Origin of the sequence: Shumkonia mesophila (assembly GCF_026163695.1) — a bacterium.
Taxonomy (GTDB): domain Bacteria; phylum Pseudomonadota; class Alphaproteobacteria; order Rhodospirillales; family Shumkoniaceae; genus Shumkonia; species Shumkonia mesophila.
Window position 1 is genome coordinate 261830 of sequence record NZ_JAOTID010000006.1, and the last position, 17897, is coordinate 279726.

Consider the following 17897-nt stretch of genomic DNA (forward strand, 5'->3'; position numbering starts at 1 on the left):
GCCATGGTCACCGCCCCCTACACGCCGAAGGAGTTCACCGAGGTCACTGTCCAGGTGCCGATCGTCCGGCGGCGCCTGGAGCCTGCCGAGGTGACCTGGCTGCGCGACGCCGACGGCTGGTGGTGGCTGGCCGTCAACGGCGAGAACGTCATGGCGCTCAGCCCGGACAAGGCCGGGAAGCTGGCCGGCGATGTCCTCGCCGCGGCGGCGCCGCCCAAGCCCGACCCGGTCCCCGAGGTGAGATGATGCCCGCCGCCGCCCGCCAGCCCGATCTGTTCGACGTCTATCCCGACGTCCCGGGCGCGCGGCCGGCGGACACCTCGATCGCGGCGGCCGAGAGCATCGCCGACGGCGCCACCCGCCTGCGCGAGCGGGTGCTGGCGGCGATCCGCGAGGCCGGCGCCCTGGGGCTGACGCCCGACGAGGCGGCGGCCCAGCTGGAGCTGACCCCCTTCACCACGCGCCCCCGGTTCTCGGAGCTGGCGCGGATGCAACTGATTTCAGACAGCGGCTTCCGGCGAGCGAACACCAGCGGCCGCAAGGCCATCGTCTGGTGGGTAGCCGAGACGACGCCCAATCAACGTGACATGGAGAATGATCGATGAAAAACCGACTGACCGACCTCAACGACCACCTGTTCATGCAGCTCGAACGCCTTTCCAACGAGGAACTGTCGGGCGAGCAGATCGAACAGGAGGTCAAGCGCACCGACGCTTTGGTGAAGGTGGCCGACCAGATCATCGGCGGTGCCCACCTGCAGCTCTCGGCCTGCAAGCTGGTGGCCGATCACGGCGACCGCTTCTTCCAGCATCTGCCGATGCTCGGGGGGCCGAAGGAGCCCGAGAAATGACGCGCTTTGCCTGGACCTGGGACGACTTCTATGCCGAGGAGGCCCGGATAGTGAAGGGCCGGGGCCGGCCTATCCCCTACAGCACGGCGGAACTCGATTTCATCGAGGCGAGGCGGGCCATGATTCGCCGCGAGCTGCATGCGCTTTTCGTAGAGACGTTCGGGCGGACCGACGTCTCACCGCAGAACTTCAAGGCCCTCTGTTCGCGCAAGGGCTGGTCGACCGGCAGGACGGGTCAGTTCCCCAAAGGCCACGTGCCGGCCAACAAGGGCCAGCCGATGCCCTACAACCCCAATTCCGCCCGCACCCGCTTCAAGAAGGGGCAGCTCCCCCGCAACACCAGGTATGCCGGCCACGAGCGGGTGTCGAAGGACGGCTACGTCGAGATCTCCATCGAGGAGACGAACCCCCACACCGGCTTCGAGCGGCGCTACGTCCTGAAGCATCGGTGGCTGTGGGAAAAGAAGAACGGCCCGGTGCCCGTCGGCATGGCGCTCAAGTGCCTCGACGGCAACAGGCAGAACACCGATCCGTCCAACTGGAAGCCGATCCCGCGCGCCATGCTGCCGCGGCTGGGCGGGCGATACGGCCGCGGCTACGACGCCGCGCCGGCCGAGGTCAAGCCGTCGATCATGGCGGTGGCGGAGTTGGAACACCGGGCGCGCCAGGTGTCCGCCCGGCCGAAAAACGGAGGAGGTGAGAGGTGAGCAAGATCTATGTCGCGTCCTCGTGGCGCAATCCCATCCAGCCCGACGTCGTGAAGTTGCTGCGCCACGCCGGCCACCAAGTCTACGACTTCCGTAATCCGGCCCCCGGGAACACCGGGTTTGCCTGGTCTCAGATCGATCCCGACTGGCTGGGCTGGAAGCCGCTCCGGTTCGCCGAGTTGCTGACCTCCCATCCGGTCGCCGCCGCCGGCTTCTCGCTCGACAAGGATGCGCTCGACTGGTGCGACACCTGCGTCATGGTGCTGCCATGCGGACGCTCGGCCCACCTCGAAGCGGGCTACGCCTGCGGCCAGGGCAAGCGGGTGATCTTCTACCTGCATCCCGACAAGTTCGAACCCGAGCTTATGTATCTGCTCGGCACGGCCCTAGTTGACGATCCGGTCGACCTGCTGCACGCCGTTAGGGGCATACCGACGCCATTCGAGACGTCTGGACAGAAGTCATTCGCCCGGCGGGCAAAGGGAAGCGAGTGACGGCCATGGCCGATCGCATCCCCTGCATCAACCCCTCCTGCCGCGAAACCTTCCTCGAAGAGATGGGGATGTCATGAGCGACGAGTTGGACACGCTCGACCGCGACGAGCTGCTGCAGCTCGTGCACAACGAGCTTGTTCCAGCCGGCCGACGGCTGTCGCACGTCGTGACGTTGGCCCAGTGGCAGGTGGCGTCCAGCCGCGCTATCGCGGCGCGGCGGAAGGAAACGGCAACCTACGACGATAGCAGACCCTTGGTGGAAGCCATGGACGCGGCCTGGGGGGCTTGGAAGAAGGCGGTGGCTGGCGGGAACCTGAATGCCGCGGACAAGGCAATGCGGAAATGGTCGCGTGCCCGTGATGCCTATCAGGCTGCCGACGCCACCCGCCGGAAGCTGGATTCCAGGGCCGACCGGTTGCAACGCCGCGCCGATCGCCTGTGGGAAAAGCTGGACACCATGAAGGGACGAGGCACGCCATGAGCGAGGACCTGGTGCACGTCGAGATCGGCATGGAGTTCGACCCCGACACCAGCCGGTGGGGCGTCTACGAGGCCGTAGACGGGGCCTGCCAACATCTCAGTGCCGACGAGGCGCGCCGGATCGCCGGCCAGCTGTGCGGCACCGATGCCGAGCCGTCTTTCATCAGCGCCCTGCTGTCGGCCGCCGACCAGGCGGATGCCGCCAACCGGCCGAGGAACTAGGGGAGGTCATGCCGATGGCGGAAAGCTTCAAGGATCATCCGGAATCGATAGCCGAAGTCCGCGCTGGAAAAGCCCGGGACGCCGCATTGTGGTCGCCGCGCGATGTCCTGATCAGCCTGTTGCGGGAAATCGACGGCGGGTTGGAGATCGACGCGATGGTCATCGCGTTTAGGCGGAAGGGAGAAGCCGGCGACGCATGTTACCGCGCCGCCGTGCCCGACCGTGTCGTCGCTCTCGGCCTCATGGAAATCGTCAAGGGCTATCTGTTGCCAGGGAGACGGTTATGACCGCCGCCACCCGCAAGATCGTTCTCGGTCCCGTCGAACGTCGTTGGTTGATGGACCTGGCGGATCTAGGGCCTGGTCAGCCGCCGCCCGATTGTTCCAGCGAAGCCTTGGAGGAGCACTACCGCGAACGCGACTTCATGGAACGCAAGGGGCTCATCCGGTGGAAACGAAACCGGTGGGAGATCACCGGGGAGGGCCGTCTGCTTATCGCCGATGGAAGGATGTTCTGAGCCATGCCCGCCACCGCCCGCAAGATCGACCCCTTCCGCCGCTCGCTCTACGGCAAGATCGAGATCGCCAAGAAGGCCCTCGGCCTCGACGACGAAACCTATCGCGACATCCTGGAGGCCCGCTACGGCAAGCGCTCCCGCACCGGGCTGCGCAACCCCCAGCTGGTCGACCTCGTCGAGCACTTCAAGACGCTGGGCTTCAAGCCGATCCGCAAGGCGCCGGCGCGAGCCGGCGGCCGGCCGATGGCCGACGGCGATACCCAGCGCAAGATCCGCGCCCTGTGGATCTCGCTCTACCATCTCGGAGCGGTCTCAGACGTCTCCGAGAGGGCTCTCGTCGCCTTTGTGAAGCGCGTCACCGGCGGCCGCGCCGAGGGCATCGACGCGCTGCAATGGCTGGACGGGAAAGCGGCCTTCAAGGCGATCGAGGCGCTGAAGGCGATGGCGGTGCGCGCCGGCGTCGATTGGAGCCCCTACAAGGTGCGCACCGATGGCTTGATCGTCGATGGCTGGGATCCACGGTCCCGGGTGATGGAGGCGCAGTGGCGGCGCCTGGCCGCGCTGGGGGCCGTGCGGATCGCCGACCCGGGCGCGCTGTCGAACTGGCTGTCCCGGTTTTTCCGGACCGGCCCGATCTCGGCGGCCAACCTGTCGGACGACGAGAAGGACCGCGCCATCGAGGCGCTGGGCGCGATGGTGCGCCGGGCCAAGGCGGACGCCGAGGTGGCGCCGTGACCTATCCTCGCGCCCTCGCCATCGCCGCCGTGTGGGCCGCCGTCGCCGCGATCAGCGTTTACGCCGGCGGCCCCGTCGTCGTCGTCCTGCCGCTGCTGTGGGTGCTGGGATTCCTGGCCACCGGCGCCGTCGCCTACGGGAGAAAGCCATGAACCCCGCGTCCCTGCGCATGGCCTGCCACATGCACGTGATGAAGCGCGCCAGCCAGCGCGGCATCGTCATCACCGCCGACGACATCGTCCGCTACGAGGCCCTGATGGAACGGGCCAGGCCGGCCTACGAACGGCCCGGCGCCGCCCGCTATCTGCTGACGGTCAAGTCGGCCGCCGGCCGGCGGATGCGCGTGGTCTACGACGTCGAGCTGCGCTGCATGGTGTCGGTTTGGCACCGCTTCGGGAGGAGAGGAGCCATGAGGATTAATCGGCAGATCGATTGCATCCACCTCGACGGCCTGGGCCTGTGCCGCATCCACAAGGCCCCCTGGTGGCTGAGGTGGCTGGCGCCGAAGGGACGCCAACGGTGCATCGAGGAGGTGCGGCGCGACTTCATCCTGCAGGACGCCGGCGACTTTCCGCCGTGCGCCGACAGGACGCCCGACACACGCCGTCCCGTTGGACCGCCGCCCCCACCCAAACCGGACAGGTGAGCACCATGAGGAAAATCCATATCACCCCCGCCCAGAAGCGCTGCCTGGCCCGCGCCGTGCTGGGCGAACGGGTCTACCGGGCCGGCGGATTCGGGGGGGGGGGCGCAACCCGCAGGACGAGGCGGCCTTTGCCAGGGATACCGTCGGCGCCCTTCTCTGCAAGGGCCTGATCAAGAATGGCATCTCCTTCAACAGCTTTGTCGCCACCGACCGCGGGCGCGAGGTCTACGCCCGCTTCCGCAGCGTGTGGATCTGAGGAGCCCTGCGGGGCAAGGAGAAGACCATGCAAGAGCGTCTGAAACAATATATCCGATACATCATCAACACGGGACGCGACCCGTTGCCCACCGAGTTTTTCGACGATGACTGGGAGCCGATTGGGCCTGGCCTTCGCGCCCATCTTGTCACCGAAGGTGCGATCAGCGTCAGCGACGACGGTATCCATCTCACTGACATTGGCCGCAAGGCCGTGTCCTGAAAACGAGGATGCCATGGATCGTTGGTTGAGCTTCTTCCTGGGAGTCGCCGTCGGCATGCTGGTCGCCGTCGCCGCGCTGGAAATGACGCCCCTTGTCTGACCGTCTCCCCCACGGGCTCTTCCCGGGCTGGGCGCCGGGACCGGCCAGGCCGCCGCGAAAGGGCCACGCCGCCATTCCCGGCACCGGGCCGGAGGGGGAAACCTGCGGCACGTGCGACCACCTGGTCCGCCGGCGGCTGGCGAAAACGTACCTCAAGTGCGGCCTGATCCAATGGACGTCGGGCGCCGCCACCGACATCCGCGCCAAGGACCCGGCCTGTTCGCGGTGGGAGCCCATGAAGCGGAGCGAGCCATGACCGACGTCCGCTCCTGGCCGGTCGGGTTGCGGCGCCTGGCCGAGATTATCGGGGCGGCTGCGGCCGTGGCCCTGGCCGAGGCCTTCGGCGGCGAGGAGGATTGGTACATCCCGAAGACGGCCGCCGTCGACCATCCCTTCGTCGCCGTCATCGGGCTCGACCGCATGGAGGCCCTGTCGGCCGCCATGGGTGGCACCACCATCGAGATCCCGCGCGGCGTCTTCCGCGATCTCAAGAAGGCCCGCATCCTCCAGGCGACCGGCACCAGCCGCGAGATCGCCCGCGGCGTCGGCGCCACCCAACGCTACGTCCGCCTGGTGCGAAACAGCCTGACCGACGATGGCCAGCCAGGCCTCTTCGACCCGCCCCCGAAGGACGATTGACAGCGCGCACGCGCGCTCTCATCCTCCCGATGTCCCTCCCCAAATCGTGACTACCGGAAGACTTCCGGGATGCCGGCGGGCCCCCGGCATCGTCATGCTCGCTCCATCGAGACGGAGCGAGCCATGCCCATCGTCGCACTCATCCTGATCCTGGTCGCGGCGGCCATGCCGGCCGCATCGCAAACGATGTGCGCCGCGCGGGCCGAGCTGCTGGGCGACCTCCAGGGGAAATTCGCCGAGGCGCCGGTGGCCATCGGGCTCACCAACGCCGGCGGCCTGGTCGAGGTCCTGACGTCGCCGGGCGGCGACACCTGGACCCTCATCGTCACCGACGCCCAGGGCACGAGCTGCCTGGTGGCGGCCGGCGAGTCCTGGGAAAGGCTCGATCCGCCGGCGCCGGGGGAGAGGACGTGATGTTCACGCTGTTCGTCAACCTGCCTCGGAACCGCTGGATGCCGGGGACCGCCCACCTGTTCGGCCCCGACGGCAAGCCGGTGCTCGACAACATGCCCTGTCGCGGCAAGGCCGACAACAAGCGGGCCGCCGAGGCCCTCAATCCGACCCGCGACCCGGCGCGGCCGTGGGGCGACACCCCCACCGGCACCTACGCGCCGGCCCTGGTCACCCGCTTCGACCCGCCGCACCGTACCTTCGGGCGCTACGCCATCCTGCTCGAAGGCGTCTCCGGACAGGCGCTGGCGGCCAAGGTCAACGGGCGCACCGATCTCGCCGCCCACGGCGGCCGGGGCAACGACAACCTGATGGCCACCTACGGGTGCCTGCGCCTTCACGACCGCGACATGGAGGCCGTCGCCGAGGCGGTGGGCGACGACCTGGTCACCACAGAGATCCACGAGCAGGAGAGCTGACATGAACGGGAAGTTCGTCCTTAGGTCCAAGACCATCATCGGCGGGTTGCTGACCACCGTCCCGCTGATCATGCGCATCGCCGGCGTCGAGGCGCCGCCCGAGGCGGAGATCGAGGCGCTGGGCGCCAGCCTGCAAACCCTCATCGATGTGGGGGCCGAAGCGGTCGGCCTCGCCCTCGTCATTTGGGGCCGCATCACCGCCAAGACGGCGCTGACCGCCAAGCCGGGCGGCGGCACGGCGGCGATGGTGGCCCTACTCGCTGTCGGCCTGCTGCTCGGCGCCTGCGCCTCGATGCAGGCCGAGACGCCGGCGCAACGGGTGTTCGCCGCCCAGGCCGACTTCAACGCGCCGCTGGCCGTCGCCGTCGCCTACGAGAGCCAGCCGCGCTGCCTGGAAGGGCAGAGCCAACTGGCCGGCTGCTCCGACCCCGCCGTTGTCGACATCCTGCGCAGCGCCTATCGGGACGCCGCGGCGGCGCTGGCCGCCGCCCAGACGGCGGTGCGCACGCCGGGCATCGCCGAATCGAAGGTGGCGCTGGCGGTGGCGGCGGCACGGGCCGCCGTCGATGTCTTCGTCGCCGTCGTCAACAACCACGGGCTGGAGTGACCCCCATGATCAACGCCCTCGCTTTCGCTTCCCAAGTCCTGCAGCTGCTGCCGGCGGTCATCAGCGGCGTCAAGGGCGCCAGCCAGGCGATGACCTGGGGCGCCGGCCTGGTGAAGGGCATGGCGGCCGAGAACCGAGACCCGACGCCGGCGGAATGGGACGCGCTCAACGCCATGACGGCGGCTTTCGGCGAGCAGCTGCTGAGCGACGACTGAGGCGGCCGGACCATGGACTTCGAAACCACGCGGCTTCTGATCAGCGCCCTGATGCTGATCGTCTCCATCGGGTCGGCGTGGTTCGCCTACCGGGTCAAGCAGCGCCAGGCCGACAAGGATGAGGTCAAGGAACTGCGCGACCGCATCATGAGGGCCGAGGCGCGGCTCGAAGAGACGCCGACCTCCAAGGCCCTGCACGAGTTGGCCCTGTCGATCTCCGGATTCGGCGGCGATCTGAAGGCCGTGACGGCCCGCCTCGACGGGCTGGGGAAGATCGTCGAGCGACTGGAAACCGTCACGGACCGGCAGGAGACCTACCTCCTGACCGGCGGAGGGAAGTGAGATGGACTACCGCCAAGTCGTCACCGAGAACCGCCGCATCGCCATCCTGCACATCCTGGCGGGCGACCCCGGGTATTCCGTCAACGATTCGGTGATGCAGACGGCGCTCGAGACCATCGGCCACACCGCCAGCCGCGACGTGATCCGCGGGGACTTCGCGTGGCTGGCCGAGCAGGGCCTGGTGCGGGTCGACGTCGTCAACGCCATCATCCACGTCGCCCGCCTGACCGAGCGCGGCGCCGAGGTCGAGGCCGGCCGCGCCACGGTGCCGGGAGTCAAACGCCCCAGCCCCCACGATTGAGGGGGGTCCGATGCCCGTCAAATCCACGATCAAGACCCTGCCCGAGGCCGTCCTGGCCCGCCTCAACTTCATGCTGGCCGAGGACGCGCTGACCATCGACCAGGTGGTGGCCTGGCTCGACGAGCAGGGAGTCCCCCGGTCGCGCTCGGCGGTCGGCCGCTACAAGCAGGACCTCGACAAGGTCGCCCGGCGTCTCCGCGAAAGCCGCGAGATCACCACGGCGCTGACGAAGGAACTGGGAGACGCCGCGGCCCAGGGCAAGCAGGGCCGGCTTTTGGTCGAGATGGCGCGGACGCTGGTCTTCGACATGATGATGAAGATGCAGGATGTCAAAGCGGGCTTGAGCGCGATGGACGTCGCCTTCCTCGGCAAGGGCCTGGCCGAGCTGGGCCGCGCGCTGCGCTTCGACCAGGACTTCGAGACCAAGGTCCGCGAGCAGGTGGCGAAGGAGGAGCGGCAGAAGGCGGCGGAGACGGTGGACAAGGTGGCCAAGTCCCAGGGGCTGACCGCCGAGCAGGCGGCCTTCATCCGCGGCAGCATTCTCGGCGTGCCCGTGGAGGGCCAGGATGGATGAGGCCGCCGCCCGGGAAAAGGAGCCTGTACTTCTTTCGTCGGCACCGCTGGAAGGCGACGAGAAGACCCGCGCGCTCGACCTGGTCGAGGAGATGCAGGAAGACCGGGCCTCACACCGCCTGAAGCCTTCCGAAGTTCCCAACGTCCTGTTGACCTATCAGGCCCGCTGGCACGCCGACACGTCGCCCGTTCGGATCGGAGAGAAATCGCGGCGCATCGGCTTCTCGTGGGGATGCCTGGCGGCCGAGTCGGTGATCGAGGCCGCGCTGGCCAGGGATGCCGGCGGCATGAACCAGCACTACATGGGCTACAACCAGGCGATGGCCGCCGAGTATGTCGGCGACTGCGCCTTCTTCGCCCGGGCCTTCGGCCAGGCGATGGGCGCCATCGATGTCTGGAGGGACACGGTCCTCGTCGAGGATGAGCGGCGCGACATCCTGCGCTATGTCGTCAAGCTGTCCAGCGGGTTCCGCATCGAGGCGCACAGCTCCAACCCCTACAACTGGCGCGGCAAGCAGGGCCACGCCAGGATCGACGAGGCGGCCTTTCACGAGAACCTGCGCGAGGTCATCAAGGGCGCGCTGGCCTTCCGCATGTGGGGCGGCCGGGTCGATATCGTCTCGACCCACAACGGCGAGGACAACGACTTCGCCGAGTTCCTGCGCGACGTTCTGGCCGGCAAGCTGCCCTGGTCGCATCATCGCGTCACCTTCGACGACGCCCTGCGCGAGGGCTTCTACCGCCGGGTCTGCCTGATCAAGAACTGGATCTGGAGCCAGGAGGCCGAGGGCGAATACCGCGAAGGCGTGCGGGCCGACTACCCGGACGCCGAGGACGCCGCCGAGGAACTGGACTGCGTGCCGAAGCGCGGCTCCGGCGCCTACTTCACGCGCCTGATCATCGAGCCCTGCCAGGACGATACGATCCCGATCGTCCGTCATTCCCGTCCGGCCGAGTTCGTTCTCGATGCGGACCGAAAGCGCAAGACACAGGATTGGATCGAGGAAGTCCTGGCGCCCATCGTGCGCGCCATGCCCACCGCCCGGCGCACGGCGCTCGGGCGCGACTTCGGCCGATCCGGCGACCTGTCCGTGGACTTCGTCCTGCAGGAAGAGGGTGCCGGCGTTTGGCGCCAGGCCTTTCAGCTTGAGCTGCGCAACATCCCCTTCGACGTCCAGTGGCAGATCACGGAGTTCCTGCTGACCAACCTGCCGCTGCTCCAGAACGCCAAGTTCGACAGCCGCGGCAATGGCCAGGAGCACGCCGAGAAAGCGCTACAGCTTCTCGGGCCTTCGTTCGTCGAACTCGTGATGCTGTCGGCCGGCTGGTACGCAGAGTGGTTCCCCAGATACCGCCGGGCATTCGAGAACAAGCAGATCCGCGTCAACAAGTCCGAAGACACCATCCAGGACCACCGCCTGGTCGTGCTGCGCGACGGCAAGCCGGCGATGTCGGCGGCAAAGGTGAAGGGATCGGACGGCAAGGACCGGCACGGGGATTCCGCCGTCGCCGGCGTCCTGGCGTGGGCGGCGGCGATCGGCGACGGCACCCAGCCGCCGGCGGGATCCACCGTCGAAAAGACCGCCGACACCTTCCGCCCCGAAGCGCGGCCGGGCGCCGAGAGGGGGCCGATGCTGGCGCGGCCGAGCGGCACCGAATGGAACGGAGGGAGGCGGCGATGGGTTTGATGCTAAAGCTCGGAAACTGGCTGTCGTTTGCCGTTGGGGCGCCGGCCGGTGCGGAGCCGCAGCCGGCGGCCGGGGAGACGAAGAGACGTTTCGTCGAGGCGGCCGGCACCACCATCGACGACGAGGACGAGGGCTGGCGCCGCCTGAGCGGCGATTCGCGCCGCGAGCTGTCGCCGATGACGCGCGAGCGCATGCAGGAACTGGCCGTCTATCTGTGGCGCACCAACCCGCTGGCCAACCGCCTGGTCGAACTGCCGGTCGCCTACCTGCTGGCCGACGGGGTGACGCTGACCGTTCCCGACGAGGAAGCCCAGAAGTGGATCGACGCCTTCTGGCGCGATCCCATCAACACCATGGCGATCAAGCTGCCGAAGAAGGTCCGCGAGCTGGCCCTCTACGGCGAGCAGTGCTGGCCGACCTTCGTCAACGAGGTCAACGGCCACGTCCGGCTGGGCTATCTCGACCCCGGCCTGATCGAGACGGTGGTCACCGATCCCGACAACATCGAGCAGCCGATCGGCGTCGTGGTGCGGCGAAACAAGAAGGGCCAGCAGCGGCGCTACCGGGTCATCATCAACGGGCCGGAGGACGTGTTCAGCGCCCGCACGCGCGGGATCCGCGACACCTTCACGGACGGCGAGGCCTTCTACTTCGCCGTCAACGACCTCTCGAACACCTCTCGCGGCAACTCCGACCTGCTGCCCGAGATGGACTGGCTCGACGCCTACGACAAGGCGATGTTCGGGGAACTGGAGCGCTGGGACTTCCTGCGCGCCTTCATCTACGACGTGAAGCTCAAGGGCGCGACGCCGGACGAGGTGGCCAAGCGGGCAAAGGAGATCGTCCCGCCGAAGCCCGGCAGCGTGCGCGTCCACAACGACAGCGAGGAATGGGACGCTGTGGCCCCCGAACTCGGCAGCTACGAAAGCGGCAACAACGCCCGTCTCTTCCGCAACCACATCCTGGGAGGGCTGACGGTCCCCGAGCACTGGTTCGGCGGCGGCGGCGACGTCAACCGGGCGACGGCCGGCGAGATGGGGGAACCCACCGTCAAGGTCTTCACCATGCGCCAGACCTTCCTCGGCCACGTCCTGCAGATGCTGGGCGCCTATCAGATCCGCCAGCGGTTGAGGGCGATCGGCCGCGACATCGAGAGCCTGACGGATGACGACGTCTACCAGGTCAGCGCCAACTTCCCCGAGCTGACCGCGCGGGACACCACCAAGTTCGCGACCGCGCTCCAGCAGGTGGTGGTGGCGGCCGCCGCGGCGGTCGATCGCCATCTGCTTTCCGAGGCGACGGCCATCGCGCTCATCGCCCTGGTGGCCGGCCAGCTCGGCCTGGAGATCGACCCGGCCGCCGAGCTGGAGGCGGCTGGGGCCGATGCCGCCCGCCGGGCCGAGGCCGACACGTTCCCCGGGCTTGGCGACGGTGGGGACGAAACGGCCGCGCCATGACCGACGCCGAAAGGACGCGCCGCTTCCTGGCCGCGCGCGCCGCCCAGGTCAAGCGCTACAACGAGGCCTTCAGGGCGACCGCCGGCGAGGTGACGAAGATCCTGCAATCGGCCGGCGACCTGGTGCGCGCCGAGCTGGCGGCCACGGCCAGCGAGTTCCAGGCCTGGCAGCTGCCCAACATCCAGGGCAACATCGACAAGGCGCTGGCCGGGATCGGCGAGGATCTGGCCAAGGCCGGCGGCGCCGGTACCACCAGGGGGCACGCCATCGGCGTCGACCTCATCGACGAATCGGTCAGGGCCGGCGGCATCCGCCTGTCGGCCGTGCTGCCCGAGGTCGACGTCCGCCAGCTGATGGCGATTCGCACCTTCATGACCGACCGCCTGCGCAACGTCACCGCCGAGGTGGCGGGCCGGGTGCGCTCGCAGATCGGGCTTTCCATGGTCGGCGCCCAGACGCCCGGCGACGCGGTGTCGGCGGTGGCCGGCATGATCGAGGGCGGGCGGGGACGGGCCATCACCATCGTCAGGACCGAGATGGGCCGGGCCTTCTCGGTCGCCGCCCAGGAGCGCCAGGAGCAGGCAGCCATCTACCTGCCGGGCCTGAAGAAGCAATGGCGCCGCTCCGGCAAGGTGCACAGCCGGATCGCCCACGACCTGGCCGACGGCCAGATCGTCGACGTGGATCAACCGTTCATCGTCGGCGGCCACCGGCTGATGTTCCCGCGCGACCCGGCGGCGCCGCCGTCCGAGACCATCAACTGCGGCTGCACGTCTCTCCCCTACATGGAGGAGTGGGACGTGAGGCAGCCGGGCCGCCAGCCGCTGTCGAAGGAGGAGATCGCCAGGAACCCCGCGAAGCGGATCCTCAGGCCCTTCTTCGAGGATTGAGAGACCTCGTCCCGGCAGCGGGGCGTGGGCGCGCGGCGGCCGCAATGCGGGGGGTTGTGGGGCCGCGTTCCTCTTAATGCCTCTCACGGCCTCTTAATCGCCCCACACGCGATATTCACCGGCGCCGGAAAAGTCGTTTTGGGAGACCGGATCTGGAGGGGATGGGCGTCTCTCCCGGAACTGTTCCGGAGACGCCCCATGGAAACGACGCCGGTATGGTGGCACCCACCGGTTCGGCGATCAAGGCCGATTCGTTTTTCCCATCGAGAGGATCCCGCCATGGAAACGAAGTCCGACACCACCACCAAGGCCTCCGCACCCAGCAAGGCGGACGTCGCCAAGCTTCTCGGCGGCACGATCGTCGTGCTGCAGAAGGTCAAGGGCAAGGAAGGCGAACGGGACACGATGAAGCCGGTCGAGCGCAAGCTGCGTGCCGAGGACGTGCTGTCCTTCGCCGTCGCCGGCAACAAGCTGGTCGCCGTCACCGCCGACGGCAAGAAGCGCGAGGCGGAGATCGGTTGATGAGGCGCCGGGACCGTCTGGTCAACTTCCGCGAGGCGCGGGGCGTTCCCGCCCTCGGCCTCATCGGCGCCGACGCCATCCGCGAGGCTTTCGAGGGCGACTTCACGCAGCTGCGCGACCTGCTGCAGGGCGCCGTGCGCCAGGCGCTGGCGCTGGCCGGCACCGAGGACTGGTATCCCTACATCCAGGCCGTCTTCGACGACAACTTCGTGGTCGAGGCCAAGGATGGCCGGCTGCTGAAGTACGGCTACACGGTGGACGGCACCAAGGTCGCGCTGGGCACGCCGGTCGAGGTCAAGAAGACCTACGTTCCGGTCGAGCCGGCGGGCACCCGCATGGCCGAGGCCTCGGGCGCCTTCGTCGAGGCGGGCAAGGCGGGCGGCGTCTGGAAGATCCGCGTGGTGCACGCCGGGCTTTCGGGCAACAACAACTTCTACAGCGACGCGACGCTGCGCCAGGCCGTCCCGCTGGTCGAGGGGGTGCGCGTCTTCGTCAAGTCCGACGAGGAGCACCTGGCCGGCCGCGGCAAGGACGTGCGCAACCTGATCGGCCAGCTGAGCGGCGCCGCCTTCGTCGAGGGCGCCACGCCCGACAGCGGCGAGATCCAGGCGACGCTGACCTTGATCGAGCCGGAAGGCGACGTCGCCACCAAGCTGCGCGAGGCCTGGGATCGCGGCCTCACCGGCCTCTTCGGCTTCTCGATCGACGCCGTCGGCACCGCCAGGAAGGCGACGCGCGGCGGCCAGGCGGTCCGCGAGGCCACCAAGATCGTCAAGGTCAAGTCCGTGGACCTGATCGTCGAGCCCGGCGCCGGCGGCGCCGTCATTTCCCTCGTTGAAAGCAGAAAGGAAACGGTCATGGACCGGCAGGAACTCATCGCTCTCCTGGAGGCCAAGGGCCTGCTGAAGGGCAAGACCATCGACAAGCTTACCGACGACGATCTCAAGCAGATCCTGCGCGAGGCCGTGGCCGATCCGGCCGCCGCCGACCCGGGAACCGGCGATCCCGCCGGCGGCGACCTCCGCGAGGCGGTCCGCATGGTCGAGGCCCGCTCCCAGATGCGCATCCGCATCGAGCGCTCGACCCTGCCGGCCCAGGCCAAGACCCGGCTGACCAAGAAGTTCGAGACGATGGAGACCTTCACCGAGGCCGAGGTTGACCAGGCCATCAAGGACGAGGTCGAGTACCTGGCGCCGTTCTCCGAAAGCGGACGGGTCCATGACCTCGGCGACGTGTCGCGCATCGAGTCCGGAGTGACCCGGCCGGAAAAGGTGGCGGCGATGTTCGACGCCTTCTTCGACCCCGCCCACAAGGATCATCGCCACGCCCGGTCGTTCAAGGAGTGCTACGTCTCGGCGACCGGCGACAAGCTGGTCACCGGCCTGCGCCAGAACTGCGACCAGGCGGTACTGCGCGAGTCCCTGGACTCGGCCTCCTTCGACGACGTGCTGGGAAGCTCCATCGCCCGGCGGATGGTCGCCGACTATCGCGTCCCGACCCGTTACGACGTATGGCGCCAGTTCGCCGGCACCCCGGTGCCGATCAACGACTTCCGCACCCAGGAGCGGACGCGCTTCGGCGGCTATGGCGACCTGCCGACGGTCGCCCAGGGCGATCCCTACGTGGCCCTGGCCTCGCCGACCGACGAGAAGGCCACCTACGCGGTCGCCAAGAAGGGCGGCACCGAGGACGTGACGCTCGAAATGATCAAGAACGACGACGTCGGCGTCATCCGCCAGATCCCGACGAAGCTCAGCCGCGCGGCCAAGCGGACGCTCGGAAAGTTCGTGCTCGATTTCATCCGCCTCAACCCGGCGATCTACGACGGCGTCGCCTTCTTCCACGCCGACCACGGCAACCTGGGCTCGGCCGCGCTCGACAAGACCAGCTTCGCCGCCGCCCGCCTGGCCATGCTGAACCAGACGGAGAAGGACTCGGGCGACAAGATCGGCATCCCGCCGGCCTTCCTTTGGGTGGGAGACCCCCTGGAAGAGACGGGCGTCGACCTCTTCCGGCGCAACACCGAGCAGGACAAGACCTTCGTCCAAAGCCAGCTCATCCGGGTGATCCCGGTGTGGTACTGGACCGACGCCACCGACTGGGCCGTCACCTGCGATCCGAACGACATCCCGATCGTCGAAATCGGCTTCCTCGACGGCAACGAGGAGCCCGAGATCTTCGTCCAGGACAGCCCGACCGGCGGCTCCATGTTCAGCCACGACAAGCTGACCTGGAAGATCCGCCACATCTACGGCGGCAACGTCGTCGACTTCCGCGGCGCCTACAAGGCGGTGGTCGCCGGCTAACGGCATTTCACCAGCGAGCGGGGGCCGGATCAGCTCGGACGGGAGCCCGGCCCCTCGTATGCAGCCCGCCGGCGGATGCCGATCCCGCCGCCGGCGGGCAGAGTTTCGGAGACCAGCCATGAAGAAGCTGCTTACCTTGTGCTCCCTGGCGGTGGCGATCGCCGCCGCCCTTCTTTTCAACCAGCTGGCGCCGGTCGACGACGCCCGGGCCGCGACGCCAAACATCGCCGTCGCCACGCCCGGCGTCCAGATCGTGCCCATCCATCTGCAGGGCCAGTTCACCGCCGACGTCACCGCGGTGGTTCGCCTCAAGCTTCCCTTCCCGGCGAAGGTGCTGGGCGTTTCGGCCTCGGCCCGCGCGTCCGGCGGCACCACGCCAACGTTGACCGTCGACGTTCTGGACGACGGCACCACGATCCTTGCCGCGCCCATCGCGGTGACGGCCGCAGCGGTGGCCGAAGGAACCCTTGCCGCGCCGACGATTGCCGATGAAAGCGTCATCACCGTCAACCTGGTGATCACCGGTACCAACCCGACGTGGGACGACATCGACGTCGTCATCACGCTGATCCGACGCTAGCTGCCAAGCCGAGCTTCGAGAAGGATAGCTGCCCGTGGCACTCGCCGACTTCCAAACCCTGGTCGACAACCTGGTCCGCGACGACAGCGGCGAAATCGCCACGGCCGATCGCGACGCGGCGATCGAGCTGGCGGTGGTCCGCTACTCGACGGACCGGCCGGTGCCCGCCATCGAGGAAGTCGCGGCCGCGGGCGGCGTTTTCCTTCCCCTTCCCGCCGGCTGGGAGGCACGCTTCAGCCGCCTGACCGGGCTGGCCCTTTCCGACGGCGAGGATCCGCAGCCGTTCGCGGGCGTCGTCGAGCAGGGCCTGGCCGGCGAGCGGATCCGCATGGAGCTGGGCCTGGCGGCCGCCACCCCCGTCATCGTCAAGTACACCGTCAAGCACGCCGTCGACGCCGGCGGCGACACCGTGCCCGTCGCCGACCGCGAGGCGGTGGCCGGCTGGGCGGCGGCGCTCCTGCTGGAACAGCTGTCCAGCCTCTACGCCGGCAACCGCCAGCCGACGATCGCCGCCGACACCGTCGACTGGCAGTCGAAAAGCCGCGACTACGCGGCGCGGGCCAAGACGCTGCGCCAGTCCTACCTCAACCAGCTGGGGATCGACGACAAGCGCCAGGTGCCCGCCGGCGCCGTCGTCAACCTCGACATGGGGGATTCGCGCGGCAACGACCGCATCGTTCATCGGGGGAGGTTCCGGTGAGCGACGGCATCTCCATCCACCTGGACACCCAGCAGGCAGCGGCCGTCGCCAGGGCGTTCGGCGAGGCGCCGGAGATCGTCATCGAGGAACTGGCGGCCGCGGCCTGGAAATCCGAGCTGCTGCTGGAGCGCGAGACGAAAGAGAACACGCCCGTCGGCATCGGCGGCGGCGCCGGCCTGAAAGGCTCGATCTCGGCGCGCGAGCCCGAGGTCCTGGCCGACGGCGTCATCGGCATGGTCGGCACGCCGCTTGTCCACGCCGTGCCGGTCGAGCTGGGAACCAAGCCGCACTTCCCGCCGATCCAACCGCTGGCCGACTGGGCCAGGCTCAAGCTGGGCGTGCGGCCCGAGGAGGCGCGCAGCGTCGGCTATCTGATCGCCCGCAAGATCGCGGCGCGCGGCACCGAGGGCGCCTTCATGTTCACCCGCGCCCTCGACAGCTGCCGCGCCCAGATCGAGGGGTACTTCGCGGCGGCGGCCGGCCGCATCCTGGCACGCGTGGCGGGGTCGTGATGGCCAACGTCGACGAGATCCGCGCCGCCATCAAAGCCAAGCTGGAAAGCGTGCCCGGCATCGGCCTGGTGCATTCCTACGAGCGCTACGCCCACGATCAGAAGGCTTTCAGAACGCTCTTCGAGACCTCCGGGAAGGTTCTCGGATGGCTGATCCGGCGGGTCGCCACCCGTGAGACCAGCCGGACGATCGGCCGCCACGACGTCACCCACCGCTGGCAGATCCGCGGCTACATGAGCCTGGACGACGCCGCCGCCTCGGAGATCGCGTTCGACGACCTGGTGGAAGCCGGGCGCGACGCCTTCCGGGCCGACGAGACGCTGGGCGGTGTCGTCGACGACACCGTGGGCGACGGCGACAGCATCGGCCTGCAGGTCGAGGACAGCGGCCCGGTGATGTTCGCCGGCGTGCTCTGCCACTCCGTCCGGCTCGGCCTCACCACCCGGCACACGCAGTAGGAGGACCCC

General features: G+C 68.6%; 31 protein-coding genes. All 31 read left to right on the top strand.

Features of this window, described 5'->3' with window-relative positions:
* Window positions 1–3 precede the first annotated feature (3 nt).
* Window positions 4–246 carry a hypothetical protein gene (locus ODR01_RS12595; protein WP_316978017.1) on the top strand — a complete coding sequence of 81 codons (243 nt, stop codon included), beginning with the start codon at window positions 4–6 and terminating at the stop codon, window positions 244–246.
* Window positions 243–605: a helix-turn-helix domain-containing protein gene (locus ODR01_RS12600; RefSeq protein ID WP_316978018.1), complete on the top strand. Its 363-nt coding sequence runs from the start codon at window positions 243–245 to the stop codon at window positions 603–605. The genes ODR01_RS12595 and ODR01_RS12600 overlap by 4 nt, the downstream gene beginning before the upstream one ends.
* The gene (locus ODR01_RS12605) at window positions 602–850 is read left to right on the top strand and encodes a hypothetical protein (protein ID WP_316978019.1); all 249 of its coding nucleotides are present in this window, start codon (window positions 602–604) and stop codon (window positions 848–850) included. Before ODR01_RS12600 ends, ODR01_RS12605 begins: the two co-directional genes overlap by 4 nt.
* Window positions 847–1557, top strand: a complete 711-nt coding sequence (locus tag ODR01_RS12610) for an HNH endonuclease signature motif containing protein (RefSeq protein WP_316978020.1) — start codon at window positions 847–849, stop codon at window positions 1555–1557. Before ODR01_RS12605 ends, ODR01_RS12610 begins: the two co-directional genes overlap by 4 nt.
* Window positions 1554–2051 (top strand): hypothetical protein, encoded by a 498-nt coding sequence (locus ODR01_RS12615; protein WP_316978021.1) that lies wholly within the window; start codon window positions 1554–1556, stop codon window positions 2049–2051. Before ODR01_RS12610 ends, ODR01_RS12615 begins: the two co-directional genes overlap by 4 nt.
* A 73-nt stretch (window positions 2052–2124) precedes the next feature.
* Entirely contained in the window at window positions 2125–2532 is a 408-nt protein-coding gene (locus tag ODR01_RS12620) for a hypothetical protein (RefSeq protein WP_316978022.1), read from the top strand.
* A complete protein-coding gene (locus tag ODR01_RS12625; protein WP_316978023.1) occupies window positions 2529–2753 on the top strand; it encodes a hypothetical protein in 225 nt (74 codons plus the stop codon). The genes ODR01_RS12620 and ODR01_RS12625 overlap by 4 nt, the downstream gene beginning before the upstream one ends.
* An 8-nt stretch (window positions 2754–2761) precedes the next feature.
* A complete protein-coding gene (locus ODR01_RS12630; protein WP_316978024.1) occupies window positions 2762–3040 on the top strand; it encodes a hypothetical protein in 279 nt (92 codons plus the stop codon).
* Window positions 3037–3270: a hypothetical protein gene (locus ODR01_RS12635; RefSeq protein WP_316978025.1), complete on the top strand. Its 234-nt coding sequence runs from the start codon at window positions 3037–3039 to the stop codon at window positions 3268–3270. Before ODR01_RS12630 ends, ODR01_RS12635 begins: the two co-directional genes overlap by 4 nt.
* A 3-nt stretch (window positions 3271–3273) precedes the next feature.
* On the top strand, window positions 3274–4005 hold the full coding sequence (locus tag ODR01_RS12640; RefSeq protein WP_316978026.1) for a regulatory protein GemA: 732 nt from the start codon (window positions 3274–3276) through the stop codon (window positions 4003–4005).
* The gene (locus ODR01_RS12645; protein ID WP_316978027.1) at window positions 4002–4157 is read left to right on the top strand and encodes a hypothetical protein; all 156 of its coding nucleotides are present in this window, start codon (window positions 4002–4004) and stop codon (window positions 4155–4157) included. The genes ODR01_RS12640 and ODR01_RS12645 overlap by 4 nt, the downstream gene beginning before the upstream one ends.
* Entirely contained in the window at window positions 4154–4651 is a 498-nt protein-coding gene (locus ODR01_RS12650) for a hypothetical protein (protein ID WP_316978028.1), read from the top strand. The genes ODR01_RS12645 and ODR01_RS12650 overlap by 4 nt, the downstream gene beginning before the upstream one ends.
* Before the next feature lie 283 nt (window positions 4652–4934).
* On the top strand, window positions 4935–5129 hold the full coding sequence (locus ODR01_RS12655) for a hypothetical protein (protein WP_316978029.1): 195 nt from the start codon (window positions 4935–4937) through the stop codon (window positions 5127–5129).
* Window positions 5130–5221: 92 nt separating this feature from the next.
* Complete coding sequence (locus ODR01_RS12660; RefSeq protein WP_316978030.1) at window positions 5222–5485, top strand: hypothetical protein; 264 nt, start codon at window positions 5222–5224, stop codon at window positions 5483–5485.
* On the top strand, window positions 5482–5868 hold the full coding sequence (locus ODR01_RS12665; RefSeq protein ID WP_316978031.1) for a hypothetical protein: 387 nt from the start codon (window positions 5482–5484) through the stop codon (window positions 5866–5868). The genes ODR01_RS12660 and ODR01_RS12665 overlap by 4 nt, the downstream gene beginning before the upstream one ends.
* Before the next feature lie 123 nt (window positions 5869–5991).
* Complete coding sequence (locus ODR01_RS12670) at window positions 5992–6282, top strand: hypothetical protein (protein ID WP_316978032.1); 291 nt, start codon at window positions 5992–5994, stop codon at window positions 6280–6282.
* Window positions 6282–6737, top strand: a complete 456-nt coding sequence (locus tag ODR01_RS12675) for a L,D-transpeptidase (RefSeq protein ID WP_316978033.1) — start codon at window positions 6282–6284, stop codon at window positions 6735–6737. Before ODR01_RS12670 ends, ODR01_RS12675 begins: the two co-directional genes overlap by 1 nt.
* Before the next feature lies 1 nt (window position 6738).
* Window positions 6739–7344, top strand: coding sequence for a hypothetical protein (locus tag ODR01_RS12680; protein WP_316978034.1), 606 nt, complete (start codon window positions 6739–6741; stop codon window positions 7342–7344).
* Between the two features lie 5 nt (window positions 7345–7349).
* The gene (locus tag ODR01_RS12685; protein ID WP_316978035.1) at window positions 7350–7559 is read left to right on the top strand and encodes a hypothetical protein; all 210 of its coding nucleotides are present in this window, start codon (window positions 7350–7352) and stop codon (window positions 7557–7559) included.
* 12 nt (window positions 7560–7571) lie between these two features.
* Window positions 7572–7901: a DUF2730 family protein gene (locus ODR01_RS12690; RefSeq protein ID WP_316978036.1), complete on the top strand. Its 330-nt coding sequence runs from the start codon at window positions 7572–7574 to the stop codon at window positions 7899–7901.
* Window position 7902: 1 nt separating this feature from the next.
* Window positions 7903–8202 carry a VpaChn25_0724 family phage protein gene (locus tag ODR01_RS12695; protein ID WP_316978037.1) on the top strand — a complete coding sequence of 100 codons (300 nt, stop codon included), beginning with the start codon at window positions 7903–7905 and terminating at the stop codon, window positions 8200–8202.
* A 10-nt stretch (window positions 8203–8212) separates the two neighbouring features.
* Window positions 8213–8776 carry a DUF3486 family protein gene (locus ODR01_RS12700; RefSeq protein WP_316978038.1) on the top strand — a complete coding sequence of 188 codons (564 nt, stop codon included), beginning with the start codon at window positions 8213–8215 and terminating at the stop codon, window positions 8774–8776.
* On the top strand, window positions 8769–10463 hold the full coding sequence (locus ODR01_RS12705) for a terminase large subunit domain-containing protein (protein WP_316978039.1): 1695 nt from the start codon (window positions 8769–8771) through the stop codon (window positions 10461–10463). The genes ODR01_RS12700 and ODR01_RS12705 overlap by 8 nt, the downstream gene beginning before the upstream one ends.
* Window positions 10454–11920, top strand: coding sequence for a phage portal protein (locus ODR01_RS12710; RefSeq protein ID WP_316978040.1), 1467 nt, complete (start codon window positions 10454–10456; stop codon window positions 11918–11920). The genes ODR01_RS12705 and ODR01_RS12710 overlap by 10 nt, the downstream gene beginning before the upstream one ends.
* A complete protein-coding gene (locus ODR01_RS12715; RefSeq protein WP_316978041.1) occupies window positions 11917–12810 on the top strand; it encodes a hypothetical protein in 894 nt (297 codons plus the stop codon). The genes ODR01_RS12710 and ODR01_RS12715 overlap by 4 nt, the downstream gene beginning before the upstream one ends.
* Window positions 12811–13089: 279 nt before the next feature.
* Entirely contained in the window at window positions 13090–13332 is a 243-nt protein-coding gene (locus ODR01_RS12720) for a hypothetical protein (RefSeq protein WP_316978042.1), read from the top strand.
* Window positions 13332–15638, top strand: a complete 2307-nt coding sequence (locus ODR01_RS12725) for a phage major capsid protein (RefSeq protein WP_316978043.1) — start codon at window positions 13332–13334, stop codon at window positions 15636–15638. The genes ODR01_RS12720 and ODR01_RS12725 overlap by 1 nt, the downstream gene beginning before the upstream one ends.
* A gap of 118 nt (window positions 15639–15756) precedes the next feature.
* Window positions 15757–16218: a hypothetical protein gene (locus ODR01_RS12730; protein ID WP_316978044.1), complete on the top strand. Its 462-nt coding sequence runs from the start codon at window positions 15757–15759 to the stop codon at window positions 16216–16218.
* A 34-nt stretch (window positions 16219–16252) separates the two neighbouring features.
* A complete protein-coding gene (locus ODR01_RS12735; RefSeq protein ID WP_316978045.1) occupies window positions 16253–16918 on the top strand; it encodes a hypothetical protein in 666 nt (221 codons plus the stop codon).
* Complete coding sequence (locus tag ODR01_RS12740; RefSeq protein ID WP_316978046.1) at window positions 16915–17430, top strand: hypothetical protein; 516 nt, start codon at window positions 16915–16917, stop codon at window positions 17428–17430. The genes ODR01_RS12735 and ODR01_RS12740 overlap by 4 nt, the downstream gene beginning before the upstream one ends.
* A complete protein-coding gene (locus ODR01_RS12745; protein WP_316978047.1) occupies window positions 17430–17888 on the top strand; it encodes a hypothetical protein in 459 nt (152 codons plus the stop codon). The genes ODR01_RS12740 and ODR01_RS12745 overlap by 1 nt, the downstream gene beginning before the upstream one ends.
* Window positions 17889–17897: the final 9 nt, after the last annotated feature.